Source organism: Pedobacter sp. BS3 (assembly GCF_008274585.1).
Taxonomy (GTDB): domain Bacteria; phylum Bacteroidota; class Bacteroidia; order Sphingobacteriales; family Sphingobacteriaceae; genus Hufsiella_A.
Genome location: NZ_VTRT01000001.1, coordinates 1,060,787 through 1,078,168 on the forward strand (window position 1 = coordinate 1,060,787; position 17,382 = coordinate 1,078,168).

Annotated in this window: 13 protein-coding genes; 3 read left to right on the top strand and 10 right to left on the bottom strand. The window is 43.3% G+C overall.

Annotated features, from left to right (window positions below; genetic code table 11):
* Nucleotides 1-49: 49 nt before the first annotated feature.
* Nucleotides 50-1,294, bottom strand: a complete 1,245-nt coding sequence (locus FW774_RS04495) for an ABC transporter permease (RefSeq protein WP_149346928.1) — start codon at nt 1,292-1,294, stop codon at nt 50-52.
* 103 nt (nt 1,295-1,397) lie between these two features.
* On the opposite strand from FW774_RS04495, the gene FW774_RS04500 reads away from it, so the two are divergent.
* Together FW774_RS04500 and rsgA are read left to right on the top strand one after the other, a co-directional pair.
* Complete coding sequence (locus tag FW774_RS04500) at nt 1,398-1,805, top strand: HIT family protein (protein ID WP_149346929.1); 408 nt, start codon at nt 1,398-1,400, stop codon at nt 1,803-1,805.
* Between the two features lie 63 nt (nt 1,806-1,868).
* On the top strand, nt 1,869-2,789 hold the full coding sequence (gene rsgA / locus FW774_RS04505) for a ribosome small subunit-dependent GTPase A (protein ID WP_149346930.1): 921 nt from the start codon (nt 1,869-1,871) through the stop codon (nt 2,787-2,789).
* A 457-nt stretch (nt 2,790-3,246) separates the two neighbouring features.
* Here rsgA and FW774_RS04510 read toward each other — a convergent pair whose 3' ends face one another.
* The 9 genes from FW774_RS04510 to FW774_RS04550 all read right to left on the bottom strand — a co-directional run bounded on the left by FW774_RS04510 (nt 3,247) and on the right by FW774_RS04550 (nt 14,992).
* Nucleotides 3,247-3,537, bottom strand: coding sequence for a YgaP-like transmembrane domain (locus FW774_RS04510; RefSeq protein WP_149346931.1), 291 nt, complete (start codon nt 3,535-3,537; stop codon nt 3,247-3,249).
* Nucleotides 3,538-3,734: 197 nt separating this feature from the next.
* Nucleotides 3,735-4,181 carry a hypothetical protein gene (locus tag FW774_RS04515; RefSeq protein ID WP_149346932.1) on the bottom strand — a complete coding sequence of 149 codons (447 nt, stop codon included), beginning with the start codon at nt 4,179-4,181 and terminating at the stop codon, nt 3,735-3,737.
* A 178-nt stretch (nt 4,182-4,359) separates the two neighbouring features.
* On the bottom strand, nt 4,360-6,306 hold the full coding sequence (locus FW774_RS04520; protein ID WP_149346933.1) for a sensor histidine kinase: 1,947 nt from the start codon (nt 6,304-6,306) through the stop codon (nt 4,360-4,362).
* Between the two features lie 107 nt (nt 6,307-6,413).
* Nucleotides 6,414-7,736 (bottom strand): hypothetical protein, encoded by a 1,323-nt coding sequence (locus FW774_RS04525; RefSeq protein WP_149346934.1) that lies wholly within the window; start codon nt 7,734-7,736, stop codon nt 6,414-6,416.
* Between the two features lie 85 nt (nt 7,737-7,821).
* On the bottom strand, nt 7,822-9,195 hold the full coding sequence (locus tag FW774_RS04530; protein WP_149346935.1) for a WG repeat-containing protein: 1,374 nt from the start codon (nt 9,193-9,195) through the stop codon (nt 7,822-7,824).
* A complete protein-coding gene (locus FW774_RS04535) occupies nt 9,125-9,439 on the bottom strand; it encodes a WG repeat-containing protein (protein WP_149346936.1) in 315 nt (104 codons plus the stop codon). The genes FW774_RS04530 and FW774_RS04535 overlap by 71 nt, the downstream gene beginning before the upstream one ends.
* 266 nt (nt 9,440-9,705) lie before the next feature.
* The gene (locus FW774_RS04540; RefSeq protein WP_149346937.1) at nt 9,706-12,564 is read right to left on the bottom strand and encodes a T9SS type A sorting domain-containing protein; all 2,859 of its coding nucleotides are present in this window, start codon (nt 12,562-12,564) and stop codon (nt 9,706-9,708) included.
* Between the two features lie 87 nt (nt 12,565-12,651).
* Complete coding sequence (locus FW774_RS04545) at nt 12,652-13,188, bottom strand: hypothetical protein (RefSeq protein WP_149346938.1); 537 nt, start codon at nt 13,186-13,188, stop codon at nt 12,652-12,654.
* Nucleotides 13,189-13,624: 436 nt separating this feature from the next.
* Nucleotides 13,625-14,992, bottom strand: coding sequence for a polysaccharide deacetylase family protein (locus FW774_RS04550; RefSeq protein ID WP_149346939.1), 1,368 nt, complete (start codon nt 14,990-14,992; stop codon nt 13,625-13,627).
* A 134-nt stretch (nt 14,993-15,126) separates the two neighbouring features.
* Between FW774_RS04550 and uvrB the strand changes: the two genes are divergently transcribed.
* On the top strand, nt 15,127-17,169 hold the full coding sequence (gene uvrB / locus FW774_RS04555) for an excinuclease ABC subunit UvrB (protein WP_149346940.1): 2,043 nt from the start codon (nt 15,127-15,129) through the stop codon (nt 17,167-17,169).
* Nucleotides 17,170-17,382: the final 213 nt, after the last annotated feature.

Below are 17,382 nucleotides of genomic sequence, written 5' to 3' on the forward strand. Positions count from 1 at the left end.
AGCAGTTAATGCTCTTTATCTTGTATCTTGATTCTATGTTCCTGCTTCTCTATTCGTATCGTAGCGCTTCAATTGGGTCTAATTTTGAGGCTTTGGATGCCGGGTAAAAGCCGGAAATTATACCAACCAGCACGCACAGGCACAAACCTAAGCCGATCCATAGCCAGGGAATAATGAAGCTGGCTTTAAGTGCCGCTGCCACCAGGTTACCAATCACGATACCCAGTATAATGCCGGTTAATCCGCCGATAAGGCAAATAACAATAGCTTCCATCAGGAATTGCCTGCGGATAACCGATGGTGTAGCACCGATCGCCTTACGCACACCGATCTCTTGTGTACGTTCGGTAACAGAAACCAGCATGATGTTCATCAAACCAATTGATGCACCAACGAGTGTAATAAAGCCAATAACGATAGCGGCAAGCGTTACCCATTTAATATTATCCAGTAACGTTTGGGCCAGGGCATCGCTTTTGGTGATCTCGAAATTATTCTCTGTTCCGGCATGCAGTCCCCTGATATTTCTGAACAGGGAAGTAGCCTCGCCGACAGCAGCGTCATTCTGCGTAGGCGATGAGGTCATTACCGATATGGTGTAGGATGGATTGGCTTGTGTAGAGATCTGTTTAGCCTTGATAATAGGAATAACGCACACCTTATCGCCGCCAAAGCCAACACTGGCGCCTTTTTCGGCAAACAATCCGATCACCCGGAACTTGTTGCTTCCCACATAAATCATTTTATTAATCGGGCTTTTATTCTCAAACAGCTGGTTTTTGATCTCGTGACCGATAATGGCAACATTACTGCCCAGATCAATATCATTTTGCGAAAAATTTCGACCTTCTTCCAGCTTGTAACCACCGGTAACGATATAGTTTTCATCGGCGCCCAGCACATTAATGTTCGGGTTGGTTTTCAATCCGCCATATTTTACGGTGGATGCATAGCTGGCAAAAACGTTTACCGATACGGTTGCCGGAAAGGTAAACCGTTGCTTAAAATCCATAGCCTGGTTAAACGTAATGGCCGTATAATGCTTGGGTGCTTTACCGCTACCGCCAATACGAATGCCAATGCCGTGGTTACGGATGGTGAACGAATTGGCGCCCATGCTGGAAAATGTGCTATTCAGCGAGCTTTTGATGGCATCAATAGACGTTAAAATACCCACTAATGCAGTTAACCCGATGGCAATAATAAGCGCCGTTAAAAATGTGCGCAGCTTATTACCGCTAATAGCCTGCAGCGCCATCGCAATATTTTCCTTATAGCTTATCTGTGTAGCCATGTTATAAAAATACCGGTAATATCCGGATTTTGACGGCGCCTTATCAACAATTGTTACAGCTATTGCGTTATTTTATCTACTTTTATCGTGTTAATATTCAGTTATGGCAAGTATTTTCTCAAAAATTGTGGCGGGTGATATTCCGGCGTATAAGGTGGCCGAAACAACGGAGTTCCTGGCATTTTTAGACATTAACCCGCTGGTAGAAGGGCATGTGCTGGTTATCCCTAAAAGGGAAGTGGATTATATTTTTGACCTGGATGAGGAGACCTATGTCGGCCTGATGATGTTTGCCAAGATCGTTGCATCGGGCATAAAGAAAGCCGTTCCGTGTCTGCGTATTGGTATAGCTGTTGTTGGCCTGGAAGTGCCGCATACGCATGTTCACCTGGTACCGCTTAATACCATGGATGATATTAACTTTAGCCGTAAAAAGCTGAATCCTACGCCCGAGGAATTATCGGCTACAGCCGAAAAAATACGTGAAGCCTTACGTGAAGAAACAAGGTAGTATTTTCAGTACATACTGTATGAGCAATTTTGACATCTTGATTTTGCACTTTTGACTTTTCTCATGCAGGGGCTTGTGATCAAATCAACCGGAAGCTGGTATAGCGTTAAAACGGAGGCCGGTGAACGTTATGACTGCCGTATTAAAGGCAAATTCCGGATCAAAGGCATACAAACCACTAACCCCATTGCTGTAGGCGACCGTGTGGATTTTGAACTGGAGCCCGATCTGCAAACCGGTATTATCACCCGGTTGCACGAACGTAAAAACTACATCATCCGTAAATCGATCAACCTGTCAAAACAAGCGCAAATACTTGCGGCCAATCTTGATCAGGCCTTTTTGATAGTTACATTGGCTTCTCCACGCACTTCGCTGGGGTTTATCGACCGTTTCCTGGTAACTGCCGAAGCCTATGATATTCCTGCGGGACTTATTTTTAATAAACTGGATCTGTTTTGCGATGAAGGTCTGGAGGTATTGGCCGAATACAGGACTATTTATGAGAATTTAGGTTATATCTGTTTTGATGTTTCGGCATTGAAGCATACCAATATAGAACCGGTTAAGGAGGCGCTTAAAAATAAAACCACGCTTTTTTCGGGACATTCAGGAGTGGGTAAATCCAGTTTGATCAATGCTATTTGTCCCGAACTGCAATTGCGTACAACCGAAATTTCTGAATGGCACGATAAGGGAATGCATACTACCACATTTGCTGAAATGTTCGAGCTGCCTTTCGGCGGACACCTGATCGATACGCCGGGCATCCGCGAATTAGGCATTATCGACATCGAGCCCCAGGAACTGGGCCATTTTTTTCCTGAGATACGCAGCCGGATGAACGATTGTAAATTTCATAACTGCCGTCATATTAATGAGCCAGGATGCGCTGTTCTGAAAGCCGTTCAAAATGGTGAGATAGAACCTTCACGCTACGAAAGTTACCTGAGCATTTACCATAACCAGGATACGAGGGCTTGAATTGAGAAAGGTATAAGGAGGATGGTTTAAGGTAGCTTATGGTTCATGGCTTTATAGCTTATAGTTCATGGCTTATGGTTCATGGTTTATAGTCCGGAAAGCGATGTAGGTTATAGGTTTTAAGTTATACGTTTTACGTCACGGGTAATCACACATCACTCACGGCTCATAACAATGAAACAATTCAGCAATTAAACAATTAATTCTGAGCAAAGCGAAATCCCGCTTGCGCTCGTTTGCAAAACGAGTGCATAGCTATCCGGCGTTTGTAACGCCGCAAACGCAACAAAAAGTTCTAAAACTTTTTCATTATTTTAAGGCTTAAGTTAGGCCAAACGCTAATTGCCTCGCTAAAACTTAAGTCAGCTTAATGTGAAATGACAAGTAAACTTCGTAAGTCTGAATATCGCTTTGCGTGAAAACTTAATCTCACGTCATATATCCTCACTTAAATTATCTATTCAATCACTACGGTGGTTTCTTCAATAATAGCGTCGTTCCCCAAATTTTTGGCTGCTTTTACCGGACAATAACCGGTAACTCCGCGGTAAACCAATCCACCACCAAGCGCAAGCTCACCCAAGGCTAAAAGCGGATGAGAGAACAGGTTGCCAATTCCCTTTATAAACACAAAAGCGCCGGCGCCGATGGACAGGATACGTTCTGATCTTTCAACATTCGCGTTGGGGTTATCCTGTAATAATGCTTCCTCAAGTGTATTGCCAATGCTATTTAATGTAGTTTCCATAGATCTCAGATTTGTTTATTGCTAATAACAGCCTAAACGATATAGTGTTTACATTATATCATTTATCGTATTGAAATAGAAATATTGAGCAATTCAGAATAGGAGAGACCTCTTTAAAAAAAGTTATAGCTTAGGTCGCATAAGGATGCCCGCAGAAGGTACGGCTTTATGCTTTTGTTTAATAAATCTTTTTTATGCTATTTCAAAACTACTATCTGTAACATGATGGCGATGATTAGACATGCCAGCCATCCCCAAAACCATTGTATGCCTATCCCTGTATTTCTGACAGCCCGGTAATACAGAATTATTGTGACAATGAGCGACAGGTAAATAGCAGCTATTGATTGTATAAATCTGCTAAATGGCAAAAAGGACATCAGGTTATAGCTGAACAGTAAACACGAGCCAATAAGGCAAGCAAAGCCTATATGCCTGATAAAAAGCCATTTATTTTTTCCTAAAAAGGTTAAAGCGGCAACAACCTGGATACCCCACTTAACACCGGCAATTGAACCTACAAGTATCATAATGCCCACACTTGGGTAAAGCCAGGATTTGGAAGCAATAAACAGTCCGGTTAACAGTGCTGAAAGCAGAAAGTATATGCTGGATAATGCGATATGTTTACTCTGGGCTGCCATATTGTTATTAGTCAAAGAAAAAGTTGAACAGTATCGCACAAGCTTTTCCTGCTATGCCCGAATTTTGGTTTACCGGCTTTTTCATGTTCAGTTTAGGCTTTCATTTATAAAGATAAAAATAAAACTGCACAGGTATATAAGCGTACTTCACTATACCCGGGGATGATGCACTCAGCTCCTACGATGGAATCAGAATTTCGATGCGTGTGCCCACCAGTTTCTCGGAAGCTATCTTCATTTCACCATCCAGCAGGTTTACCCTGGCGCTGATGTTTTTCCAGCCCAAACCGTTCGATTGACTGATTTTTTCTGTATCAAAACCCTGGCCGTTATCTTTTATAGAGATCTGTATATTTTGATTGATTTTTTCAATCTCCAAAGTTATTTCGGTGGCATTGGCATGTTTGAGCATATTGCCCAACACTTCCTGCACAATGCGGTAAATAGAAAGCTCATTTTGCCTCAGGAACTTTATACCACGAATGTCAGGAGCGATATGCAGCTTTACGCAAGGTTGATCGCCCGTGTTTATCTTACTGCACATATCCTCAATGGCGTTAACAAGTCCAAAGTTCAGCTCTTCGGGTATCAGGTTGTGCGAAATGTTGCGCACCTCGGCAATGGTTTTGTCCACCAGTTGCAGCGTCTTATTATCGGTATTTTCCGCAGTGGAAAGGTTCATTTTCACTACCGATAGCATTTGGCCAATGCTGTCGTGCAAATCTCTTGCAATGCGTATGCGCTCCTGCTGCTCGCCATCAAAAACCGCTTTGGTGGCTATTTCCTGTTGTTTGTGTATTTCGGCCTGCAATGCCTTTTGTTGCTTTAGCTTATAACTATTATAAAACAGAATGCCCATAATTAAGGCAATGCAAAATATAGAAATAATGATGCCGATACTCAGGTTTTTACTTTGTAAGGCAAGCTTCTGAATGGTATTTTCCTTATTCAGCAAGGCGATTTTTTGTTCTTTATGCTCTGTATCGTATTTGGTTTGCAGTTCGGCGATTGCTGTTTTACTGCTTTCATTTTCAATGGAATCTTTTAAGGATACGTATTCCCTGTAAAATTCATAAGCCTTTTGATAATTTTTCAAGTTGCGGTAATCAATGGAAAGCTCCAGAAGTGCATCTTTATGCATATTCTGGTATTTAATTTCTTTGCTGAGTTTTAGCGCCTGCTCCTGGAAGCTTACAGCTTTCTCAAATTCATTTTTATAACGGTATAGATGACCCAACGAATTCAGGATATTCGCTTTGTTCATATCGTCGCCTATTTTATTCGCCAATGCCATGGCCTGCCGGTAATAATCTTCAGATTCTTTAAAGCTTTTCAGCGAGCTGCAAACATCGCCCAACGAATTTAGCGTAGTGATCTGGCCGGTAACGTTATGTGTTTTCAGTTTGTAGGTTAAGGACTTTAGCAGGTAACTTTTGGTTTGCTTATAATCGTTCCTATCGTAAAACACCGTGGCAATGTTATTATAAAGTTTCCCCAGCTCAACTTCCATACCCAGCTTTTCGGCATAAGACAAGGCTTTTTGATAATAAAGAAGCGCTTTGTCGTCTTCCATAATGTCAAAATAAATATTACCGATGTTGATATTGCTGGCCTCCAGCTCAGCTTCGTCATTCAGTTCTTCGCGTATTTTTAGTGCCAACAACTGATATTTTAAGGATAGTTTGTTGTTGGACAGTTGCAAATAAGAAACTCCTAAATTATTATAGATCCTGGCCTCATCTTTTTTATAGTGTTTAGCTATCGCGATTTTCAAAGCCTCAAACAACAATGCATTGGCCTTTTCCATCTTTCCGTAAACAATTAAGAAAGCGGCCTTAGCCGAAAGATACCGGACTTTTTGCAGGGACGTTTTGCCAAGTTTTTCTGCTTTTAAGAGATAGGTATTGGCTTTGGCAGAATCTATGTTTTTATACCGGTCAATTAAATCCAGGGAAATATTGAATTTTGCAGTATCAGATTTAGCCTGCTCAAAAGCTTTTTCCAGGCTATCTATCTGTATGGAAGCGGTTTGTGCACTCACTCCTTTTACTAATAAGCAAAGAAAAAACACCAGCACCATGTTAAAGGTGCTGGCGTTATAATCCACCGGTCTTTTTTTATTCATGTATGAATTCTCTTTGCTAAATGACGCAATCTATAGAAACTATCTGTTGATTTATCAATCTTGAATCAACATTTTTTACAAATTTATTAAGCACTGTCTATAGATTGCTACTCTTTAATCCTAATCACATCCAACTGCGGAAATACATCCAACCCGGCGAGGTAAGGGATATAGGCCACCACGTAATAATAACCGTTGCTGTATCGCGGAAGCGAAAGTTGTGTGGGTGCAACGAACTCGCCCACCTTTATACGTCCTATTTCTTTTATTCCCGATGCGCTGACGGTATTCAATGTAAAGTCCGAAGCTTGTTGTATAGAACCTTTCATCAGATAAAAAGGTGTACCGTCGGGCTTCATCTCAAAATATTTTTCCTTTGAGTATAGCATCGCATTGGGCAGACCATCCAAGGCAATATCGCCAAACACTTTGGTAATGGTGTTGTCGCCTTCTGTCCATTTAAACTCGTACAACTTTTTACTATCGCTGTTGTACACCAGTCCGTAAAAAATATTGCCACTTACGGTGCCACCTACCAATTGATTTTTAGGCGAACCAACTGGCAGGGCATTCTGTATGTTGGCCAGCGTATCGCAATTGTGGTTGGTCATATTAGGGCGTACAATCGTAATGCCTCCGTTATAGTCCGCTATCATTGCCCGATATTTGCCACTGCCCGTCATAAAGCCCCAACTGCTGGTAATTGCTGGCGGACGATTGGGCAACGAAGGGGAAATGGAATTGAACCCATTCTCATAAGGAGCGGTTTTTGCCAGCCATGTTTTTGTAGGCGCATCGTAATAATTGAGATACATAGCACCATATAAATAATCGGGACCTGCATCAGTGAACAATACCGAACCATCTTCATTATGGACAATGTTTTGCCTTTGGAAACATCCATCGTACATACTGTATTGAGGCACGGTAACCGTATCTCGTTCATCTTTTTCCTCATAGGAAATACGATTGGGCTGAGTTTGGGTAGAGGCGTTATAAGTACCAAATAAACGGGCATTGAACGTGTTGTTGAAGAAAATCATATTTACCCGATAATCGGTAGCGGTGTACGTTTTTCCGATGTACACATCTTTAAAAACTTGATTGACCGTTACCGCATCTTTGTTGCCGATATTGATGATGGCCTTGTAGCTTCTGGCTCCGCTTGAGGCAAGGCCCTTAAAAGGGTCGTACACTTCGCCGTACAATACGCCTATATTGTTGCCGTTTATTACCATATCCTCGGCCTGCATACCACAGCCGTTTATGCCTCCGGTAATAGAGAATTTTACAGACCCAAGGGTTTCCCAATTTGTGCTGCGCACCAGCGGAGAGGCGGTATTGCCGACATTGTTATCGTCTTGGTGTTTTTTACAGGAAAAAAAAGCGCTCAATAAAAGGATGAGGTAAAAGTTATTGTTTGTTTTCATTGTTTTTTGTTTGGGTTTTCGTTCATCGTTGTTCGTTTGTCGTTGGTTATGGGTTGCAGGGCATTTTCCACTTTCAACTCTCCACTTAATTATACCCCGTACCGGCGCACATTGGGCAAAGGCGCTCGCCGGCAAATACCGTTTTGCCGTTTACTTTCTTTCCGCCGATATAAGTTTCCTGAATTTTGCCCGTACCGTGGCAGACAGAACAAACCCTGCGCTGAAACCTGTTATTGTTGTCGGTCGGTTGCGAAGTGTTGGGCTTGCTTGGCTCGTCCTTTGTCTTCGGGCCTAATTCATTTTTATTTGTAAATGTAAAATAACCGCTTTTGTCTATATAGCCCTCGTCGCCGTTCATTTTAACCACTTTTGCTCTTCCATTTTCAAAAGAATGGGCAATGAGATATTGTATCGGAATAACCTCTCTACCCGAGATATCAATATATCCCTGATTGCCATTGCGACTTGCCGTAGCCAACCCATCGTGAAAACTGCCAAGATTAACATATATGAACGGCACAACAACCCTGTCTGTTTTGTCTATATATCCATATTTGCCATTAAGTTTTACGCATATCAGCCCGCTCACCTCATCAATAAAATCAACATACTCATATTTCATCGGGATGATAATTTTATCGTTTCTATCTATCACACCCCAGTTGCCGTTGAGCTTTACGATAGCTGTGCCCTTGTAAAAATCCCGTGTGTCTTCGTATTTTATCGGAATAATTTCTTTGCCGGTTTTATCGATATACCCGTATTTGCCGTTAAAGACACGGGCAATCCCATCCTGAAAGCGAGAAATTGAATTGTATTTTACCGGGATGATTTCCTTGCCTGTGGCAATATTGATTATACCCCATTTACCGTTAGATTTTACCCAAGCTATTCCTTTATTCTCGGCGCCGTTTTCCACACCAACATCGTCATATTTCCCAAAAGGGATTGCTTCAGTGCTGTCTTTGGCTATCAGCCCAATTTTTTCTGTGAAACGATTGTGTTCTTTGTCGGTATATTTTCTAATTTGAGCCGGGGTATACCCATTTCTAAATTCATAAACAAAAACATTGTCATAGTCGTAATTGCTGTATTTTTTTATTTGTGTGCGCCCTGTTTCATCAACTTTAAATTTTACGCCGTTTAATACTGCTTCGGCATCGCCATAAGCAGAAACGAACTTCACTGTGTCGTATTTTATATCGGTAATTCTCTTGCCCGTGTTATCAATAATACCCCATTTGCCGTTCAGTTTCACAATGGCTCTGTCGTTCTTGTCATTATGACCATTTCCCTCAAACGGATTGGCTTCATCGTATTGAAACGGTACGATTTCTTTTCCGTCCCTATCTATATAACCCCATTTTCCATTTTGTTTTACAGCTGCCTTACGACCGTATCCACCACCCGCTTCGCCCCCCCGAAAAATCTTTTTCTTCTTCGTACACCAACGGAACAACTATTTTGTATTTTTGATAGTAGCCGCCAACAAAACCCCATTTGCCGTTCAGTTTCACTTTTCCATAATGGTTGTCGTGGTCTATATAATCTTCGGCGGCCTCATAGATGGGTTTTACGATTACTTTTCCTTGCGAATCTTTATATCCCCATTTACCGTTTTTATCCTGATAGGCTTTGTATTGTGCCTGGGCTGTTTGTGCAAAAGAAGCACAAACGATGATAATAAATAATAACTTTTTCATGGTTAAAATTTTGGTTTATGCTATCGATTTTTCTATTATCGCATCGAAGTTATAACGCTTTTGAATTGCCGTAAATAGAGGGGGCTGACCAAAAAGTCGATCGTCATTTCGAGACGCAGCCGAGGGATCTCCACCAGAAATACTTAGGCAGAAGATTTTGCTTCGCAGCTACTTCGTGGTTTCCTCTCCCGATCCCGTATGTACGGGAGGGATCGAAATGACACTACTTTTTGACTTTTTGGTCAGCCCACTTCACGGTTTCATCTTTAATCAATCTGTAATTTATGTTTACTGCTTGTGCCATCCAAATAACCGATGTTCAGTACGTAAATGCCCTTAGGCAAATCAGGCAGCGTTATTTTTTCTGCCGGGTTTGCGACGGTTAACACTGGCCTACCTAATAAATCGGTTAAGATCACTTTGCTTACAGGCGAGGTATTACCGGCAATGCTGAAATAATCGGTAGCCGGGTTGGGGAAAAGGCGTAAGGTAGAAGGCTGAAGGTGGAAGGTGACTGTCCTTATGCCTAATTCCGTTTCTTTGCCATCATTGTCAACCTGTACCAGTTTATAATAGTTATTGCCGTTTAGCGGCGAATAATCTGTAAAGGCGTACAAGAGGGGCGAATAATCATTCGCCTGCATAGCCGCCGCAGATACCTCGCCTATTTTCACAAAACCTTCCAGACTTCCACCTTCCAACCCTCCTGCCTTATAAATGATAAAGCCTTTGTTGTTAAGCTCACTTGCGGTTTCCCAGGTCAACAGTACATTGTTGTTTTGGGCTTTAGCGGTAAATTTGGTGAGATTTACAGGCAGTATCACAGGTACTTCACCGCCGGCAATACCAATGGCGAAATCAGAGAAACCCGTAATATTTCCTGCTGTGGCGGTAACTATGCCGTCCGATTGAGTGGATGTACCGTTATCGCCATAAAAAGCCCAGGCACCGGATGAGTTGGGCCGTTTTACTACAACGTAGTTAGCGGCATCGGCCACGCCATTGGTATAATCATGACCTTCGAGCGTTACGGTATAGCTGCCTGATGTTAGCGCAACATCAGGTGTTATGGTCCAGATACCTGCATTTAACAGCGATGTAACCGTTTGTCCGCCGGCTGTGGTATTGGGCGCTGAACCATTAATAGTTTTAGAAAAAGTTGCCGAAATGGTTTGAGGGCCGGTAATATTATTTAATTGCAGGCTAGCCGGAGCATATCGGTCGGCTGTCCCTACCGGAAAAGTATAGCTTCCGGTTGTTGTTACCTTTCGGCTTAGTGTGCCTGCAACATAGCTGGATGCTGAACCACCTGTAACATTTCCATTAACTGTTATCGAGCCAGAATAAATACCGTTGGTCAATATCAAATCGCCGTTGATAGTGCCTCCATAAGAAGTAATTGTTCCTGTGCTGTTTATTTCTATGGATTGGTCTAAAGGCTGAGTAAGATATATGCTTGTTTTATTGTTTTTAAATACCAGTTTCCCCGTTCCGGTAGGCTTGACAGTATTAGCAAAAGTTCCCATGAAAAATCCGGTAGTGCTTTCGTTAATTTCTATAATACCATTGTTTACAATACCCGCAGGTGCAGAAAAGTTTAACGGCAATTGCATAGTAGCCCCCGTTGCAATTTCCAGTTTTCCACCCGCAGCGTTTGTAGGTATAGTGGTTGGATAAGAGGTTAACCCTGCCGGGATAACTGTTTTCTTGCTGCCGTCCGGAATGCCGTTATCCCAGTTGGCAGCATTGTTCCAGTCACCATCGCTGGCTGTTCCAGTCCAGTTGGTTATGGCAGGTGCGGCAACATTATTGCCGTTAAATTGCGCCAGATAAAAGTCTGTGGCATATAATGAGCCACTTGCCGAAAGAAGGGTAGAGCCAAACTTAACCGATGTTCCGTAAGCCCCTGCAACAATGATTTTGCCATTTGCCGAAGTTTCTAAAGCATTAAAACTCCCGGAATTATAACTGGAACCATTAATCTCAAACGAGTTGGCCCAGGTAACTTGTCCGTTGGGAAGATTGTATTTGACAATGATACCCAAAGCAAAAGTAGAAGTTGCAGGCAGGTTATAAATATAATCACCGTAAGTAACACCATGTGCATTTCCTGCCTGATCCATATAAAAGCCATATACACTGTTGCCCTTAACCCTAAACATAACCTTAGAGACAATGTATGGCGAAACCGGGGCATATTTTGTAACCGTTCCTGTATTATCCAATTCAAAATAACGATTGGCCAGCGATGCAGTTGAAACTCCCTGGAATGTTCCACCGCTACCGCCTGTAAAAATAATATAGCTTTTCCCGGTTTCATCAATAGTATAACCTAGCTGCACCTGGATATTATTAATAGTTTGCACCCAACGTTTTTGCCCGCTATTGTCTATTGAAGCAATAAAGCTGGCTAATCCGGTTGTAGTAATGCTTTCGCCGGCAATACTTACTGTGGTTGCAGACGAAGTAAAACAGGTGTAATAGATATTGCCATTCTGGTCTACAAAATCTTTATAAACTGTGCCTGCGTTTGAACCCGCATTGGTATTTTGTACCGTCCAGATAGTACTGCCATCAGTTTTATTGATTTTGAGGATATTTTTTGTGGTTTGATTGCTTTCCATGATAATGAGATTGCCATCAGGGCCAATGTTGATTCCGCCAACTTCGTACAATGAGAAATATTTATTCCAAAGCATGTTGCCATCATTATCATATTTGGCCAGAAAAGCTACGCCCGAAAGACTCGGCGTATCATCAGTACCACCAATGTAAATGTTGCCGTCCGCATCAATGGTAATTACCTTACTTAATTCATTGTATCCGGTTGGTGGCGTATGACGTTTTAACCACTGTATAACTCCCGACGCATTGTATTTTGCAATGAAAATATCGGTTCCGGTTGGAGCGCTTAAACTGAATGAACCAACGCTTATTGCTGCATTATACCGGCCAACAGTATACACATTGCCGTCTGCATCGGTAGCAATGTCTAATGCTCCGATACCGGGCGATGACGCGGCTGTTCCGGAAGCAGATGCCCAGTCCCATCCGGAACCGGGTTGTCCATACAAGCTGGCAATACACGATACCAGCACACAAATAATTAGATAAAACTTTTTCATAACATGATGTTTTATGGGTGAATGGAAAAACCCGGTACCTGGAGGTAGCCGGGAATGAGAACGTTATTGACTAAAACTATTTACCACTTACTTAATGGTACCGCTAAATGTGCCCTGTTCTGCCCAGGCAGATTCGCCGGCAGTGTTATAGGCAGAAAAATAAAACTCACCCTCTACTTTGCTGCCATCTAATTTGGTAATTTTAAGCTGGCCTCCTCCTTTATAACCAGCGCCAAAATTGGTAGTCTTGTAGTTTAAAGTGCCATCGGCAGGTTTGGTATAGTCTTTTGAATAGATAATGCCCGACCCCTCCGCATTGTTGTAAGAAAGGTCAATTGTTTCTGAGCCGGTAATTTTGTGGTTTATTATTGCGGTAATGCTTTCTTTGCTGCCATCTTTTATAGCCGTAACGGTAAATACGGTAACGCCAGCCGCGGTAACCTGGATAATACCCGCCGCGGTGGAGGAAAATTTGCCGGGTGTTCCGCTGCCAATGCCCAACCTTTCTACCGTTACTGTTCCGCTGCCCCCGACTGCATCATCGTTATCTTTATCTTTTTTACATCCGCCAATGGCAAGGAGGCTGATAAGAATACATGCTGTGATTGTTTGAGTGAATTTCATTTTAGTGCTGTTTTAATTTATGATTATTAATGAATTAACATTACAAAATTGGCGAACAACCTGGCGGACAACAATAAGGAGAAGTTCTAATTGTTATAGGTATTTATACCTATTTTGAGGTGCAGATGGGTAATACTGGCACCTGGTTTTACGCAAGGTTCTCAAAAGAGGTCTTGATGTAGACCATTTTCATGCAAAGTTCGTAAAAGTTTTATGCAAAGCTTTTAAAGAAGCTGGGGCGTTCATAGTGCTATAAGTGCTAAAAAGCTGGCCGGGTTGAGAGAAACAAAAGATTTATCCTCACCGGAGATCTCGAAACTGATGCAGATCACCTTGCTTTTTTTCTCGCCGGCAATAAAGCTCAGGCTGGTACATACAGCATCGTACCGATCCGGCGAACAACGATCTGCGCTTCCAGCTTTTTTTCGGGCAGGTACTATTCATCAAGTCTCTCTTTTATATACTGTATCAGTCTCTCATAAACCGTCAGCCACCCTTTCCATCTATCCTGATTGGTTAATGATTCATTGTGCCACAAGGTGCACAACGTGCCTCCAACACTGAACACGTTATCCGCCAGTTTCTTTAATAAAATTAGCGCTTCGTCCGGGTTTAATTTCAGGTAACGTTTCAGCGTAGCTTCCATTACTGCTGTGGGATGTAACAGCAACCCGGTTTCGCATTCCTTTTCCAGGTCATACCAGTAAAACGGGGTACAGGTAGACGCTCTGAATCCCGGTTGTGAAGCGTACACCATCGTATAATCATGAGTGATATCGTTTTCAAGCAGCAACCGATACGTATCAGGCAATTTCATCCTTAAAAAATGCTGCCGCGATAATGCTGCTTTTTTGCCGGTAATGGTTTCCAGGCGGGATTTCTCTGTGCGCATCAGCTGCGGATCTTCCATTGTACGATACGAAGGATGGATACCCGCATCTGCGTAAGCGCTAACCTGCCGGATGAGCTTAATCATTGCCGGATGCCGGAAAGAGAGGCTTGGATCACGTTCCGACCAGTTGGCCAGCAGGAAAAAGTACACCGGGCTAAATCCCTTGTGCAGGTTTTGCATCAGCTCATACGTATCGAACGGATCCGGCTGCTTACCGGCCAGCACACCAATTATCCGGTTAAACTTAGTAAAATTAAGGGTTACGACAGCTTTGAACAGCTTCGCCATATTCAGCCACGCAGGAGCATATTTCCAGCAATAAGCCCGGTCAATATCAATAGTAGGTATAAAACCTACTTTGCGCTGATTTATCACTAAATCAGGGAAACGGTTTTGCAATATGCGTGCTATTTCATAAGCCCATTCATCAATTACCGGCCTGAGCAAAAAGCCGTTCCGGTAAGCAAAACTCTGCTCGGCCTGGTAACGGTTATGGTCATCGCCGGAAAACGATATGTATTCCTCGTATCGCGAAAGCAGGAAAAATGCTGCCGAAAAAACATCAAACGGCATAGCCGATCCGGTAACGGCAAAGCAAGCCCGGTAATTCTGGTAAGCAACGGTATCGGGATTTATTGCCTGAATAGCATCTTGTTGTAACAGCCCGTAACGTTTAAAAAAAATTTCATCGGCAAGCGGACGGTCTGTATAGCTGAACTTTATGCCTTTATACGCCGCGAACTCCTGCAAATCGGATGTTAAGGCAAACGACAATCCCAGTATCTGCGTAAGCAAAAACTTAAACACGTAGTTTTGCCTGTTTGAAACCTCCGGGGTATAGATTAGCATCTGCATGTCATTTTTAGCTAACAAAATGGCTATAAGAGTATTTAAAAACCAAATTGCTGCCATAAATGTATTATTTTTATCGATGAAACATTTCCATAATGTTTTGTTAAATAAGGTTTGATTGTGAGGAGTCACCAGGTGGCTCCTCTTATTTTTTCTTTTTGCTGTTTTTCAGGATATTCGGGGACGGGATTACTATGGATTTTAAATTAACATCTGCATACCAGCCTACCGGCGACCAGCCGGAGGCCATACAACAATTAACAGAGGGGGTAAACCGCGGTGAGCATTATCAAACGCTGCTTGGCGTTACCGGTTCCGGAAAAACATTTACGGTGGCTAATGTTATTCAGCAAACACAAAAGCCAACCTTGATATTAAGCCACAACAAAACGCTGGCAGCGCAATTATACGGGGAGTTTAAACAGTTTTTTCCGGAAAATGCGGTCAACTATTTTGTTTCGTATTACGATTATTACCAGCCGGAGGCCTATATCGCGTCATCAAATACATACATTGAAAAAGACTTACAGATAAACGATGAGATAGAGAAATTACGCCTGCGTACCACATCGGCACTGATGTCGGGCCGGCGTGATATTATTGTGGTATCATCCGTATCGTGCATTTATGGTATGGGTAACCCGGAAGATTTTTCCAACTCGGTTTTCCGCTTTGCCGTGGGAACCAAAATCAGCAGAAACGCGTTCCTGCACCGCCTGGTAGAGATTTTATATTCACGCACTACGGCTGATTTCAGGCGGGGAACCTTCCGCGTAAAGGGCGACACGGTAGATATTTACCCGGCCTATATGGATCATGCTTACCGCGTTTCCTTTTTTGGCGATGACATTGAAGAGCTGAGCGCCATTGACCCGGCCAGTGGCAAAACGCTGGAAAAAATGACACACCTGGCCGTTTTCCCGGCTAACCTGTTTGTGACGCCCAAAGAGCGATTCAACCAGTCTGTTTGGGCCATACAGGAAGAGCTGGAAGTGCGTAAGCAGCAGCTTATTGACGAAAAACGACTTTTAGAAGCGAAACGGCTGGAAGAGCGTGTAAACTACGATCTGGAAATGATCCGTGAGCTGGGATATTGCAGCGGTATTGAGAATTATTCACGGTTTTTTGATGGCCGATCGCCGGGTATGCGCCCCTTCTGCCTGCTGGATTACTTTCCGGACGATTACCTGATGGTGATTGACGAAAGCCACGTAACCGTACCTCAGATCAGGGCAATGTACGGCGGCGACCGGTCTCGGAAATTATCGCTGGTGGAATATGGCTTCCGTCTGCCGGCTGCGCTGGATAACCGTCCGTTGAATTTTAACGAGTTTGAGCGTTTAGCGCCTCAAACCATTTACGTAAGCGCCACGCCAGGCGATTATGAGCTGGAAAAATCGGGTGGGGTGATTGTAGAACAGGTTATCCGGCCAACGGGACTGCTGGATCCGACCATCGAGGTTAGGCCGGTAATTAACCAGGTGGATGATCTGCTGGAAGAAGTAGACCAGACCGTGAAAAAAGGCGACCGCGTGCTGGTAACTACACTCACCAAGCGCATGGCCGAAGAACTGACCAAATACATGGACAGGCTGGGTATCCGTGTACGGTACATCCATTCTGAAGTGAAAACGCTTGACCGGGTTGAAATTCTGCGTGGGCTGCGCCTGGGCGAATTTGATGTGCTGGTTGGTATTAACCTGCTGCGTGAAGGGCTGGATCTGCCCGAGGTTTCGCTGGTAGCCATACTGGATGCCGATAAGGAAGGTTTTTTACGTTCGGTGCGTTCGCTGATACAAACCATTGGCCGTGCTGCCCGTAATGATCGCGGCCGGGTAATTATGTACGCCGACAGCATAACTGACAGCATGCGCCAGACCATCGACGAAACCAACCGTCGCCGGGATAAGCAGATTACCTATAACCTGGAGCATGGCATTGTTCCAAAAACAGTCGGCAAATCCAGGGAAGCCATTATTGAACAAACTTCGGTAGTTGATTTTAAAGGTGGTGTGCAGAAACCATATATCGAAGCGGCTGATGCTACCGAGATGATTGCTGCTGATCCGGTTGTTCAGTACATGAGCAAGCCGCAATTACAAAAAGCCATTGATACGGCAAAAAAAGAAATGACCGCCGCTGCAAAAGACATGGATTTCCTGCTGGCCGCCACGCTGCGTGACGAAATGTTCGCTCTTGAAAAAATGATGGAAGAAAAATTCGGCAAAAGCCAGTAAATCTAAAAGTACGACGCATGCGCTCGTTTGTAACGAGTGCATATCTTTACTGCGATTGTATCGCAAACCATTTACAAACGACGTTAATAGCAGGTAGACTTACGAAGTCTATCCTCCGGCTTGATATTGAAAACTTCGTAAGTCTAAAATTTTCACAGGCACGGCGTTAAAAACGCCGTAGAACACGGCACTCGTTAAAAACGAGCGCCAGCA

Bases quoted from the DNA above. Each gene is read 5' to 3' on its own strand.
- FW774_RS04495 (WP_149346928.1), bottom strand. From the start codon at position 1,294: ATGGCTACACAGATAAGCTATAAGGAAAATATTGCGATGGCGCTGCAG.
- FW774_RS04500 (WP_149346929.1), top strand. From the start codon at position 1,398: ATGGCAAGTATTTTCTCAAAAATTGTGGCGGGTGATATTCCGGCGTAT.
- rsgA (WP_149346930.1), top strand. From the start codon at position 1,869: ATGCAGGGGCTTGTGATCAAATCAACCGGAAGCTGGTATAGCGTTAAA.
- FW774_RS04510 (WP_149346931.1), bottom strand. From the start codon at position 3,537: ATGGAAACTACATTAAATAGCATTGGCAATACACTTGAGGAAGCATTA.
- FW774_RS04515 (WP_149346932.1), bottom strand. From the start codon at position 4,181: ATGGCAGCCCAGAGTAAACATATCGCATTATCCAGCATATACTTTCTG.
- FW774_RS04520 (WP_149346933.1), bottom strand. From the start codon at position 6,306: ATGAATAAAAAAAGACCGGTGGATTATAACGCCAGCACCTTTAACATG.
- FW774_RS04525 (WP_149346934.1), bottom strand. From the start codon at position 7,736: ATGAAAACAAACAATAACTTTTACCTCATCCTTTTATTGAGCGCTTTT.
- FW774_RS04535 (WP_149346936.1), bottom strand. From the start codon at position 9,439: ATGAAAAAGTTATTATTTATTATCATCGTTTGTGCTTCTTTTGCACAA.
- FW774_RS04540 (WP_149346937.1), bottom strand. From the start codon at position 12,564: ATGAAAAAGTTTTATCTAATTATTTGTGTGCTGGTATCGTGTATTGCC.
- FW774_RS04545 (WP_149346938.1), bottom strand. From the start codon at position 13,188: ATGAAATTCACTCAAACAATCACAGCATGTATTCTTATCAGCCTCCTT.
- FW774_RS04550 (WP_149346939.1), bottom strand. From the start codon at position 14,992: ATGGCAGCAATTTGGTTTTTAAATACTCTTATAGCCATTTTGTTAGCT.
- uvrB (WP_149346940.1), top strand. From the start codon at position 15,127: ATGGATTTTAAATTAACATCTGCATACCAGCCTACCGGCGACCAGCCG.